11 protein-coding genes are annotated in these 12416 nt (G+C 32.1%); 8 read left to right on the top strand and 3 right to left on the bottom strand.

The genetic code is table 11. From position 1 onward, the window contains the following. Positions 1-92: 92 nt before the first annotated feature. Positions 93-3146, bottom strand: coding sequence for a DNA polymerase III subunit alpha (locus A0O34_RS11995; protein ID WP_066754927.1), 3054 nt, complete (start codon positions 3144-3146; stop codon positions 93-95). A gap of 5 nt (positions 3147-3151) precedes the next feature. Next, a complete protein-coding gene (dinB, locus tag A0O34_RS11990; RefSeq protein WP_066754924.1) occupies positions 3152-4294 on the bottom strand; it encodes a DNA polymerase IV in 1143 nt (380 codons plus the stop codon). 61 nt (positions 4295-4355) lie between these two features. Between dinB and A0O34_RS11985 the strand changes: the two genes are divergently transcribed. Next, a complete protein-coding gene (locus A0O34_RS11985; RefSeq protein ID WP_066754923.1) occupies positions 4356-5114 on the top strand; it encodes an XRE family transcriptional regulator in 759 nt (252 codons plus the stop codon). A 22-nt stretch (positions 5115-5136) separates the two neighbouring features. Here the strand turns inward: A0O34_RS11985 and A0O34_RS11980 are convergent, their stop codons facing one another. Continuing rightward, complete coding sequence (locus A0O34_RS11980) at positions 5137-6435, bottom strand: PIN domain-containing protein (protein ID WP_066754921.1); 1299 nt, start codon at positions 6433-6435, stop codon at positions 5137-5139. 413 nt (positions 6436-6848) lie between these two features. On the opposite strand from A0O34_RS11980, the gene A0O34_RS11975 reads away from it, so the two are divergent. The 7 genes from A0O34_RS11975 (at position 6849) to A0O34_RS11945 (ending at position 12256) form a co-directional block, all read left to right on the top strand. Beyond that, complete coding sequence (locus A0O34_RS11975) at positions 6849-7391, top strand: antirestriction protein ArdA (RefSeq protein ID WP_066754920.1); 543 nt, start codon at positions 6849-6851, stop codon at positions 7389-7391. Continuing rightward, positions 7351-8037: a recombinase family protein gene (locus A0O34_RS11970; protein ID WP_228394285.1), complete on the top strand. Its 687-nt coding sequence runs from the start codon at positions 7351-7353 to the stop codon at positions 8035-8037. The genes A0O34_RS11975 and A0O34_RS11970 overlap by 41 nt, the downstream gene beginning before the upstream one ends. Continuing rightward, on the top strand, positions 8037-9920 hold the full coding sequence (locus tag A0O34_RS11965) for a hypothetical protein (RefSeq protein ID WP_066754917.1): 1884 nt from the start codon (positions 8037-8039) through the stop codon (positions 9918-9920). Before A0O34_RS11970 ends, A0O34_RS11965 begins: the two co-directional genes overlap by 1 nt. A 351-nt stretch (positions 9921-10271) precedes the next feature. Continuing rightward, complete coding sequence (locus A0O34_RS11960) at positions 10272-10556, top strand: hypothetical protein (protein WP_066754915.1); 285 nt, start codon at positions 10272-10274, stop codon at positions 10554-10556. A gap of 12 nt (positions 10557-10568) precedes the next feature. Beyond that, the gene (locus tag A0O34_RS11955) at positions 10569-10976 is read left to right on the top strand and encodes a hypothetical protein (RefSeq protein WP_157886009.1); all 408 of its coding nucleotides are present in this window, start codon (positions 10569-10571) and stop codon (positions 10974-10976) included. 19 nt (positions 10977-10995) lie between these two features. Then, positions 10996-11430: a hypothetical protein gene (locus A0O34_RS11950; RefSeq protein WP_066754911.1), complete on the top strand. Its 435-nt coding sequence runs from the start codon at positions 10996-10998 to the stop codon at positions 11428-11430. After that, the gene (locus A0O34_RS11945; RefSeq protein WP_066754909.1) at positions 11414-12256 is read left to right on the top strand and encodes a hypothetical protein; all 843 of its coding nucleotides are present in this window, start codon (positions 11414-11416) and stop codon (positions 12254-12256) included. The genes A0O34_RS11950 and A0O34_RS11945 overlap by 17 nt, the downstream gene beginning before the upstream one ends. The last annotated feature ends 160 nt before the right edge of the window (positions 12257-12416 follow it).

The raw sequence follows: 12416 nt of genomic DNA, 5'->3' as shown, positions 1-12416 counted from the left end.
CAAAGTGTACACTCAAAAAAGGGTTTATAGGTTTTGTTAATTTGATAATTGAATTCTATCAGTGGTAGTAATTTTTTAGTGAAATTAAATATCTAAATCATTTTATGTCTAGGTAATCCAATTTCTTGCTCTTGTGGGTATGGTTTTCTAAAAGTCATACTAACATCCTCCCTCATGTTTGTCTGGTTTTTTTGAGCCATCTCTTTATCAAGAGAGTATCGTGGGTCTGGAATAAATGGCATCTTTGCCATTTTGGTAATTGTAATTGTTGGAAAATGAAAGTCAACTTCAACAGTTCCAAAGAGCAAATAACACCCCCCACCTTGAAATGGATACTTTTCTAGACAATCAGAAAAGTGAGCCGTATCAAAGTACTCTCCTTCTGCATCAATCCAAGTACCAAAAAACATGGTTCCTCTCTTGGTTGGCACATGCTTTCTTGAAATCAGATAAGCTAACATTTTCACTTCTTGTTTATGGTACTTTGTTAAGTCTTTAGCCATTACACTACCTCTGTATTTTGTTTGTAAAATATCAAAAGGGCTATAAGAAACTGAAAAACCTAAAATTTCTATTTCATCAAATGCATCTTCAAATTTATGTATGTCAACCTTTGGTAGTTTATAATTCTTTGGTGGCTCTTCCAGTAATGTTAAGTATCTAAAATCAAATTTATTCTCAGATAGCAAAAACCTTGCTTCAATAAGTAATTCATGCTTTCTCTTACCTGTAAATCTAAATGCTCCAATAAAAATTAATATCTGTATTGTTTCAACTCCTACAGGAACTCTTTTCACAAAGTCTTCTAGAGATTGAAAATCCCCGTTTTTCTTTCTTTCCTCTGGAATAAACTGTCCTAATCTAATTTCCAGTTTTTCTAAATGCATGAGTCCAAGATACACCTCATCATTGTACAAAGTAGTTTTGTATTCGCTTTTGTTAACACAGGGATTCATAATTTTAGCACCAGACATTCTTGCTTCATGGATGTAAACCTCTGTTCTATAAAAACCTCCTTGATTGTTTATTACAGACACCATAAACTCAAGAGGGTAATAAACCTTTAAATACAAACTTTGATAACTTTCTACTGCATAGGAAGCCGAATGAGCTTTACAAAATGAATAGCCCGCAAAGGATTCAATCTGCCTATAAACTTCTTTTGACAATTGTTCTGGGTGTCCTATTTCTTTACATGATTCGAAAAAGTGGTCTTTTACTTTCTGTAGTGCTGAAAGTGACCTTCCTTTACCACTCATAGCTCTTCTCAAGATATCACCATCAGGAGCTGATAAGCCTCCAAAATGCAAAGCAATCTTTATCACATCCTCCTGATAAACCATAATGCCATAGGTTTCTCCTAATTCCTTTTCAAAAACTTCATGAAAATATTCAAATTTATCTGGATTGTTATGCCTGAAAATGTACTCCTTCATCATTCCACTTTGAGCAACTCCAGGTCTTATAATAGACGATGCTGCAACCAGAACTTTGTAGTTATCACATTTAAGCCTTCTTAACAAACCTCTCATAGCAGGACTTTCTATGTAAAAGCACCCAATGGTTTTTCCTTTACTCAAAAATTTATTACAACTTACCTCATCCTTAGAAATTGCAGTATTTCTAATATCAACCTTTAAACCTCTTTTTTCTTCGATTAACTTAACTGTATCATTGATTGTTCCCAATCCTCTCTGAGATAAAATGTCAAACTTTTCAAAGCCTATGTCCTCTGCAATATGCATATCAAATTGAACAATAGGAAATCCTTTTGGTGGCATTTCTAATGCTGTAAAGTTTGTGATTGGCTCTTCAGAAATTAAGATTCCACAAGCATGCATACTTCTTTGATTAGGAAATTTTTCTAAAAGCTTTCCATATTTATGAACAGAACGGAACACTGAGTTATCATCATGTTCATTTATTGACTTCGTTGCCAAAACATCAAGTTCTTCTTTTGGCAATCCAAAAGCTTTTCCAACCTCCCTAAAAATAGACTTGTACTTAAACTCAACATTAGTTCCACAAAATGCTACATAGTCTTTTCCATACTTATTGAAGATGTATCTTAATATAGCGTCTCGGTTTTCCCACCCCCAATCGATATCAAAATCTGGTGGTGTTTTTCTATTTAGATTAAGAAATCTTTCAAAGTACAAATCCAATTCTAATGGACAGATATCAGTAATCCCTAAACAGAAACTTACAATGCTGTTTGCCCCACTTCCTCTTCCAACATGCATAAATCCCATCTCATTACTGTATTGAATAATGTCCCAAGTGATAAGAAAATATCCACAAAAGTTTAGCTGGTCTATAACTTCAAGCTCTTTTTCTACTCTTGCCAATGCAATACTTTTATCATTAGGATATCTCTGTTGTAGTCCCTTGTAGGCAAGTTGCTTGAGTAGCTTAAAATCATTCTCCTTACTATCTGTATAGTATTTCTTATTTTTAGGAGTTGAGAAGTCAAATTCAACTTCACAATCATTCAGAATTCGTTTTGTATTTTCTATTATTTCTGGATAATGTTTATACTTTTTTGAGAGGTCTGAAATACTAATAAATTTTTCATTCTCTCCACAACAGTCATTTACTGAAAGTTTTGTCAGTAAAGTGTTATTATCAACAGCCCGTAATATCTTGTGCAAATTGTATTCTCTTTTGGTTTGAAAGGTTACTGATTGTAAAACAACCATTTTGCCTATTAATTTCTTTAACTCAGGCTTAATTAAAAGATTTAATTCTTCTGGCTTTACGCCTATAAACTCGTTCTCAAACAACACTTCAGGAAGATTGCCAAGGGGATAAATAACATAAGTATCTATCAACTTAGGATTAGTTTTAGGGATTTCAATTCCATCGCAATTATAGTTTGTTAAAATTCGATTTACTTCACTTATACTATTTCTATTCTTAGCTAAACAGATATAATAAAATTCATTCTCAACCCTTACCTCAACCCCAACCACAGGTTTGATTTCATTCTTCTTGCACAGCTTGTAAAAATCATAAATTCCAGTAATCGTATTAATGTCTGTAAGGGCTAAAACTTTAGTCCCAGATTCAACACCCTGTTGAACCAATTCTTCAATCGAGATTGTTCCGTATCGTAAACTATGATATGAATGACAATTTATAAACATGTTATTTATTTTAGAAATCCTGAAGCTTTCATGACACTATTACTACCAAACCTATGTTTCAAATAATCCATAGTCTGATATAATGATATCAGCTCTTCTGTATCCTCAAACAAGTTCATTTGATGACAACCATGTACCAAGCCTGTAAATTTGACTCCAATCAATCTTATCCTAATTCTTCTTGTATAAAGTTTATTGAAGAGTTCTAATGCGTACTTGAGCAAAGTATGGTCTGCTGATGTATATGGAATTTTAAATTGTTTAGTTTCAGTATCAAAATTGCTATATCTGATTTTCACCACTACAGTTGAAGTCAACCATTTTTCCTTTCTAAGTTGAAATCCCAATTGCTCAACCATACCAGATAAAATACTTTTAATTCCTTGGATGTCTATTGTATCTTGTGCAAAGGTATTTTCCGTTGAAATGGACTTTCTTTCACTATAAGGTACTACAGGTGTCTCATCAATCCCGTTTGCTTTTTTAGACAGCTCAATACCATTTTTTCCTATTAGCTGATGCAAAACCTCAACTGGCATTTCAGAAAGAGTTTGAATCGTTCTTACACCAATTCTTGATAGTAGTTGGAAAGTTTGATTTCCGACCATTGGAATCTTCTTTATGGAAAGAGGATTTAAAAATAGTCTTACTAGTTCCTCTTGTACTTGTAATCTGCCAACTGGTTTAGATTCTCCTGTTCCTATCTTAGAAACAGTTTTATTGGTTGACAATGCAAAGCTGATGGGCAATCCAGTTTCTTTCGTTATGTTAGAGGCAATTTCGGTAGTCCATTTATAGCATCCGAAGAACTTATCCATTCCTGATAAATCCAAATAAAATTCATCAATACTGGCTTTTTCTAAGACAGGTACTTTTTCCTGAATAATTTCTGTTACAGTATGCGACATGTTAGAGTACATTTCCATATCTCCTTTAATCACTCTTGCCTCTGGGCAAAGCCTTAAAGCCATTTTTATAGGCATTGCACTTGTTACTCCAAAAAATCTTGTTTCATAGGAACATGAAGCAACAACACCTCTATCTCCGCCTCCTATAATTACAGGCTTCCCAATAAGTTCTGAGTTTTTAAGCCTTTCACAAGAGACAAAAAAAGTATCCAAATCCATGTGTACAATACTCCGTTTCATGAAACAAAACTAGTACGTTTTATAGCAAATAATTGTAACTTTGTTGCTACAATTTATAGCAATGTCAATTTTTTCAGAAAACATCAGGTATTTGAGAGGTAAGCTTGGAGTATCACAACAAAGTGTTGCTGATAGCATTAACATTACACGTGGTAGATACGCTAAGTATGAAGATTCGGCTAACAGTCCATCACCCGAAATTCTAATTAGTGTTTCAAGATATTATAAAATTAGTATTGATTTATTACTGACTATTGATTTGAAAAGATATTCAATTGATGATATTTTAAAGCTTCCTGATAACCGAATTGTCTTACCTATCAAAGTTGGAAAAACTGGTGAAAATAAAATTGAGATTATCCCTCATAAAGGAAAGATGGGTTATCTTACTGGCTACAATGACCCTGACTACATTGAGCGTTTACAACATATGTCTCTTCCCTTTTTAAGAAATGGTAAGTACAGAGCTTTTCCTGTTGAGGGAGATTCTATGCCTCCTTACAATGATGGAACTCACATAATCGGAAAATACCTTGAAAGTAAAGAAGACTTGAAGAAAGGTAAAAGTTATATGTTCGTCACTAGAGACGGTATAGTTTACAAAAGGTTTGGTAAACTTGATAATTCTGGCACTTTTGTGAGTTCTGACAATCTTTTCTATGAACCTTATGAGATTGAATGGAAAGACATTCTAGAAATTTGGGAATTTGCTGGAAGCGTTAACACAAAGGAACTTGAAACTCCCAGCAACAATTTTGAAGAGATAAAGATAATGTTCAAAGCTTTACAAAATGAAATTAAATCATTGCATTGTCCTTAATCCAAAAATTCATTAACTAAGTCTATTGAAAGATTTTTTCAAACCCATCTCTCTTAATGAATCCGGGAATAATTTCTACATTAAAATCTGTATCTGACATAAGAAGTATTGATTTAATTGCATCAAGGCTATTAACCACCTCCTCCATCATCATAAAGTCACCATATGCGATAATGAAACATATTTTTTCATATTGATTAGTAGAAGTACGAATCTGCTTTAACACTTGTAAAACTCTAGATTTCAAATTACCAATACTAGTAAAATCAATTATTTCAAAACCTATCCTGCCTCTTCCATTTTCAACACTTATTGATATTCTGGGAAAATCAATATTATTAATGCTGATTAGATTCTGATATTTATAGTTATTCCTTATCCACTGTACAATTTTAGATTGAATATCAGATTTATTAAAGGTTAATGAATCTGAATGTAAAGTTTCTTGTTCTTCATGCTCTAATTCCTTTACGACCTTCTCATCTACTCCATATAATTCTAAAAGTTCAGAAAGTTTAATGATACTAAATGTTTTACCAGGAGCTTTACTTCTGAACTCAGCAGTTAATTCAAATTTAGGATATAAACTCTGTTTCTCGCTTTGATAAAACCAATCTTTCTTTTCATCACCAGATATAAAAATTATATCTTTTGTATGTTTCTCAGCTAGCTCTAGAATAGTAAACCATATTAATAAATCACCAATCCCTCCATCTTCTTTGTTTCTATCCTCATATCCAGGAGGAATTTTATTTTCATATCTATACTCTAGCTCTTGTTTCATTTTCACCTCATCCAATTCAATATCATAGATTACTTCATCCGTAAACAAACCTTTGTAAAGCTGACTTACAGGGTCATTCCAAGACCACTCCTTAACATGCTCAATAACTTTTCCTAATTGTTTTGTATAGTCTTTTACTAAAGAATTGATTTCACTTTCTTTTGCAAACAGCTCGTCATATTCTTTTATACCATCTAACAATGGGTATTTACCTATTCCTAGTGATGGTATGCTATTTCTACTTTTTGTCAATTGTTGGAAAACTTCTTTAATTTTCTCAGGTCTGATTCTTGCAAACTCACGTGCTACTTGCCCTGGAATGAAAAACCTTTTCTCTTGAATAATTTTTGTATATACCTTTTTTAGTTCATCAAGGCTTTCTGAACTTGTTGTATAAGGTAATATCAAAGAGTTTGTATCAAATACAAAAAGACAATCATTTTTTATTTCAGAGACAGGTCTTCCTGATACAGCAAAAATATCTTTTGCGTTTGGGAAAATCTTATTTATGATAAACATATCTTTATCACCACTCATTTTAAGAAAATTTTATAGGTTATTGATGTTAAATATAATGAAATATCTCAAATTTATACTACTCCAGTAGTGATATAGAATACAATCCCCCAGTCTTCTAACTCTTTTTCCTATACCCCCCCACTTTTAAAATAAGTTTTTTACTGTAAGTTTTACAAAAAAAACATTTATAAACTTTTTGAAATTTATTTTTTTGACAAGTAACATTTTTAGACTAAAGTCTAAAGGTGACACAGAAAAAGTTTTTTAAAAAGATGATATAAAAGTTTTAAAATATACTAAAAGCACCCACTCTAAATTTGGCGCATTTAGAAAAATGTTGTACATTTGAATTAATAAAAAAAAAGCCTTGATGTGGTGGTACACAACAAGGCAAATCAATAAATTTTAACTCTTACTTAAAATTATAGACTATGGCAAAGTTACAAAATTGTCTTCAAAATGCCTGCATTTATGTGGGAACGTATCGCAAGTACAACAATTCAAGTTTGTACGGAAAATGGCTAAATCTTTCGGATTACTCCGATTATGACGAATTACTTACTGCAATGTATGAGTTGCACTTTGATGAATCCGACCCTGAGTTTATGTTTCAGGATTATGAAGCCCCAAAATTCTTTATCAATCAGGGTTTAATAAGTGAATGTCATATTTCAAAGGACATTTACGAGATTGCAGAGAAAATCAATGATTCCGATTTAGATTTTGACATTATTGAAGCCTATGTAGATTGTAGAGGCAACTACTTTCAAAACATACAAGGGCTATTGGATGAAGTTTCGGAATCTTATTCTGGTGAGCATAACTCAGATGAAGACTTTGTACAGGAAATGTTAGAACAGGATGGTAGCATTCCCGAAAATTTACCCTCATACATTTACATTGACTGGACTTCTACAGCAAGACATCTAATGTATGACTATTCAACCTCAAACGGATACTATTTCAGAAATTAACAACAACCTTGCACCCTGCTATCAGGGTGCTTTATACTATAATCAAATGAAAGCAAGATATATAAGGGTTTCTACTGGAAATCAAAATACTGGAAGACAATTACAGAAGAGCCACCCCAATGAAAAGCTTTACATTGACATCATTAGTGGGGCTACACCATTCAGCCAAAGACTAGAAGGGAAAAAGATGCTTGAAGATATAGAAGCTGGTTTAATAGACTATATTTCGGTTCACTCCATTGATAGGCTCGGCAGAAACTTATTTGACATTTTAACCACTTTAGAGCTCCTAAATGAAAAGAAAATCGTTTTGAAAGTAGACAATCTCGGAATTGAAAGTTTAGTTAATGGTAAGCCCAATTCTGCCTTTAAATTAATTATCTCTGTTATTGGCAATATTGCTGAGATGGAACGAGATTCACTCTTGGAAAGACAGAGAGAAGGAATCGCAATAGCTAAAGCCAAAGGAATTTATAAAGGTAGAGAAAAAGGGTCAAAAGAAACAGATGAGCAGGTTTTAGATAAGTATAAAGAAGTTGTAAAATATCTAAAAAAAGGACAATCTTTGAGAGATACAGCTAAACTGTGTCACGTTAGTTTAGGGACAGTTCAAAAAGTAAAACAGATTTTAAATAAAAAAAACTAATGACAGAAAATACCATACCCAAAGCATTATCTAAGTATGAATTACTACTTTTAATTCCCGAAACTATTAATACTGAGGAACTTATTAAAGCTGCTAATTTATATTCTACCGAAATAGACCCTAAAAAACTATTGTCTTTATTGAGTTTAATCACCACTGAATTAACATCTTATAATTATGAAAAGGAATTACACGTAACACACAAAAAGATAAACATTCATAGTAATAAACTAAAAAAGTGTTGTAGTAATAATTACAAACTTTACTTTAACTTTTTGTATGAATCCGATGTGCTGACAACCAGAAGTCCATTTAATGCCCAAATAAAAGGACAAAGCTTTGGATATGGCTTCACTAATTCTCATGCATTTCGAAGGCTACAAATAATCGTATTAGATAATTCAAAGCCAATAAATTATGATAAAAAATTCAAATCCTATGTGGAAAAATATGAAAAAATATTATATAAACTCTTTGATAGAACTAAATTTTCCATAGATTTTAATATTGCAGAGAAAAATTTATTCAATAAATATTTGGATACCATTACTTTTCCACTTGACTCAAAAGATAAATCCAAATGGAGAAGATATTCAGCATATCATGGAGCTTTAAAACAATTGGTGATGTTCCTTAATGGTAAACATACATTCATCCGAAAAACAAAGCAATCCGAAAGAAAACCATCTGGCAGATTTTATTCTTCTTTAACTTTTTTAAATAAAATTACCCGTAGTTTATTGTATTACGAAGGTAAAAAGTTACAGCAGTTAGATGTAAGAAATATGTTTCCCTATTTGTTATCACAGCATTTAAAGGAAACAGCTATTTTAGATTCACATAGAGTTAAAAGGCTTCAAAGTTGTCCAGTATTCAAAGCTAAATATAAATTAAACAATGCTCCGTACCTATCTAAAAAGTTTGTTTCCAGCCAGTGGTTAGAACAGTACCTCATAGAGAGATATGGAACTTTACTTTTACCTAAATCAATGTCAGTAGCTACGAACGGGAGTTTAGTTCAGCAAGATGTTAACAAAAACTTTTTCTTAGATATACCTAAAAATTTGTTTCAGGATAGTGATAGCCACTTTCAGCATTCTAATAAAAAATTTTATTCCCCCTTTCTTAACTATTCAAAAAGGGGAAATTGGAATCAAAGTCCTAGCAAGACAACTCAAGGGGCTTGGAAATCAAGAAGTGAACAAGAAACACAAAAGGGAACCTATCCCAACAGCCAAAGTCAAGCTAAGGGCATGAACGATAATTCCCATTTGGCTACACTTTATACTGAAAACTATAACAGTTCAAACGTTTCAGAAAGGTTTAACCTTGCACCAATGGAATACTCTAACTATATCTCGAAAAAAATCCTTGAAACTCTCATGGATAAAGAGATTTCAAAGTTCAACACACTCTCCACTGAGGGAGTTATTTATGACCATTTTATAGAACTTTTTAAAGTCAAATTTACTTTAATTGAATGGGGTATACACTATCAAAGCCTGTTTAATGATGAGTACAATTACCTGTATGAGCAAGATAGAGAGTTGGCAAAAAAACTTTTCATTTCTATGTTGTATGCTCCAAACAATCGTTATATCAAGGAGCAGGAAGTTTTTAAATCAGAATTTCCAATCCTGTATGATTTAATAAGGGAAAAGAAAAAAGGGAATCACAAAGTTATTAGTCACGAATTATTCGATTTAGAGGCTGAACTCATTGTTGATACTATTGCAAGAGGCTTGATAAAGAAAAAGATTCCAACCTTTACCATCCATGACTGTATTGCTGTACAAGAGCAAAATATTGAAATCTCAGAGTTAAAAATGAAAGATGCATTTATTTCAAGGTTCGGGAGTTGTCCCAAAATTAAGTTGGAGTAATGTATATTACTGAACGGTAAAGGTGCTTATCATACTGAAACAACACAAAAGGCTATTTTACAAGAAATAGAATTGAAAGTTTCAGATTGAATTAATATCTTTGCCCCAATATTTACGAAAAAAGAAAAGCATTAGCTATTATTCTGTTGACTGGAATCTGGTAAATTCAATTAAAACACGGAATAAGTAAGTTGATTGCTCATGCTCTATATGGGCATGGGTATCTGCTTATTTGTGTTTTAGGCTTACCAGAGCCCCAGTCATCAAATAAGAACTACAGACCCATGCCTTTCTTATTTTAAGACTAACAAATACTACTTTGGGTCTGGGTGGATTAACAAAATTCATCTTATGAAACATTTATTTCTTGCAGTTACAACTGCATTCGTTATCACTTCATGTGGTGCTATTTCCAGAAGAACAACAGGAACAACAGAAAGTAAACTAATTAAAATCGTATCGGTTGAACAGGGCTGTCCTGTTGAAAACATTAAGATTATTGACAAAGTTAAAGGTATGGGAAGTGGGTCTTATGCCTTAGAAGTTTGTGGTAAACGAATGGTGTACAAACAGGCTGGGACAACCTTTATGGAGTCTTCAAAAATGCAAAATATTATGCAAAGTGTAGGAAACTAAAATCCAAACAAGATGAAAAAGATTTTATTTACACTTTTTATTGGGATGTCTTTCATTGGGTGTTCCAATAATGATGATGACAATACTGTTCAGCAAACCAACCCTGTAAATACCCAATACTTCCACGTGCCTAATTGGATAATAGGAAGTTATAAGATTTCTGGTACTTCCACAAGTTATTTTATTTTTAAGGATGATGATTTTATACTGGTAACTCCTTACACCAGCTACAAAACTGTATTAGAACAGGCAAAATCAGCAGGGCAAACAGCAAAGGTTGATGAGACAATAACAGATACTGATTATAACTTTGTTATTACAGCAGGTGCTTCCAGTGGCTCTTATAAATTTAAAAAGATTAGTGCTACTAAAATACAGTGGATAAACGGAATTAACAACATTACTTTAGACAAAGAATAATAATTTAAAATCACTGAATATGAAAAAGTTATTATTACTTTCATTTATCACGTTTTCCTCCTTTTTATTCTCTCAAAATGATTATAATTCTGCTTACAAAGAGGGTTTTGGAGATGCCTTGTGTTATAAAAAAGGAAGTTATTGCCAACGAAGAGCACCTTACGATAGTAATATACCTCTTCCAAATTATAATGAGAAAGCTGATTATTCAACAGGTTATATAAAAGGAATTATTGATGGTTTTAAGTATAGAAATTCAGAAGATAGAACTAACTATGATTTTTCTGATTACATGGACCAAATACTTCAAAGAAAAATCGAAAGTAGAAGACGTACCGTTGAAAATTATGAAAAATACTTAGATGATGATTTGAGGTCAAGGCATCCAAGACCCAAAGACCCGAGACAAGCAGAAATATATGACAAAATAATGAGTAATGACTTGGATTATTAATTTAAAAGTCAAGGTAATCGGTAATGTTTACGATAAACTTCACAATTGGTTATTTCCAATAGATGAGTACGCAAGGGATATTGTTACTATTCCACGTTATAACTATATTAACTCTGTACCTTTTCAAAAGGTTGTATTAGATTTTTTAGCTTGGAAAGGAATTGATAAAAAGGGAAATGTAACCAGTAACAGAGTTTATGCAACTCATATTGAAATTCTGGAAAACCAAACAGCACTTGCAAAATGTGGATTTTCAACGGGTAAATATATTGAGAAACTTGTAGTTTCTGAGTTTCTGGAAATGAAGGAAAGAATACCCGATTTGAATCCAGTATTGTTTGCTCATTTTCTTGATAATAGCTACCATAATTCAAAACTTACTAAATTCACCAATTTAGAGGCTCAAAAATCAAACCAAACAACGAAGGAGTATTACGATAGATTGAAGGCTTTTTTAATAGAAATTCAAAGCTTTTTCGAGGTCGAGGATTTAAGAACCAGAATTGAATGCAATCATACTGAAAACCCAAACTTAGGAAACTGCTTTAAATATGAGGAGTTTATAACAGCTTTTGCAAAAATTGATTTGAACTGTGATGAGTTAGGCAGATTTAGTATGACTTACTTTATAAATCCACATCTAAAGGAACTTATAGGGGAATCTTTGGGTGATACTCTGGGAAAACGATTTGAAGAGCTAACCAATTGTAAAATGGAAGGTTTTATAAAAATGGTTCCTTTAAATCGTAGGTATGATAAATGGTTTAAAGAAATTCAGACTATTCCAAATTATAAAGTAACTGTTATAGAACAAAATTCTTTATAAATCGAAAACAGACATAATCCTTTTACTGTGTTTCTTAAAAAATAATTCCCTCATTTTTAGAGGGAATTTTTACTTTTTTTAATATAAATAACCACGTAGGCTTATTATTTTACAGATTAAAAAACCGCCTTTCAGTTGTTTAACTAAAAAAGGCAGATTA

The sequence above is a fragment of the Chryseobacterium glaciei genome (genome assembly GCF_001648155.1).
GTDB lineage: Bacteria > Bacteroidota > Bacteroidia > Flavobacteriales > Weeksellaceae > Chryseobacterium > Chryseobacterium glaciei.
The sequence above is the reverse complement of the archived record's forward strand: the minus strand, read 5'-3'. Positions and strand labels throughout refer to the sequence as shown.

Excerpts from the sequence above, each read along its gene's own strand:
- A0O34_RS11995 (WP_066754927.1), bottom strand. The coding sequence starts at position 3,146 with ATGTTTATAAATTGTCATTCATATCATAGTTTACGATACGGAACAATC.
- dinB (WP_066754924.1), bottom strand. The coding sequence starts at position 4,294 with ATGAAACGGAGTATTGTACACATGGATTTGGATACTTTTTTTGTCTCT.
- A0O34_RS11985 (WP_066754923.1), top strand. The coding sequence starts at position 4,356 with ATGTCAATTTTTTCAGAAAACATCAGGTATTTGAGAGGTAAGCTTGGA.
- A0O34_RS11980 (WP_066754921.1), bottom strand. The coding sequence starts at position 6,435 with ATGAGTGGTGATAAAGATATGTTTATCATAAATAAGATTTTCCCAAAC.
- A0O34_RS11975 (WP_066754920.1), top strand. The coding sequence starts at position 6,849 with ATGGCAAAGTTACAAAATTGTCTTCAAAATGCCTGCATTTATGTGGGA.
- A0O34_RS11970 (WP_228394285.1), top strand. The coding sequence starts at position 7,351 with ATGACTATTCAACCTCAAACGGATACTATTTCAGAAATTAACAACAAC.
- A0O34_RS11965 (WP_066754917.1), top strand. The coding sequence starts at position 8,037 with ATGACAGAAAATACCATACCCAAAGCATTATCTAAGTATGAATTACTA.
- A0O34_RS11960 (WP_066754915.1), top strand. The coding sequence starts at position 10,272 with ATGAAACATTTATTTCTTGCAGTTACAACTGCATTCGTTATCACTTCA.
- A0O34_RS11955 (WP_157886009.1), top strand. The coding sequence starts at position 10,569 with ATGAAAAAGATTTTATTTACACTTTTTATTGGGATGTCTTTCATTGGG.
- A0O34_RS11950 (WP_066754911.1), top strand. The coding sequence starts at position 10,996 with ATGAAAAAGTTATTATTACTTTCATTTATCACGTTTTCCTCCTTTTTA.
- A0O34_RS11945 (WP_066754909.1), top strand. The coding sequence starts at position 11,414 with ATGACTTGGATTATTAATTTAAAAGTCAAGGTAATCGGTAATGTTTAC.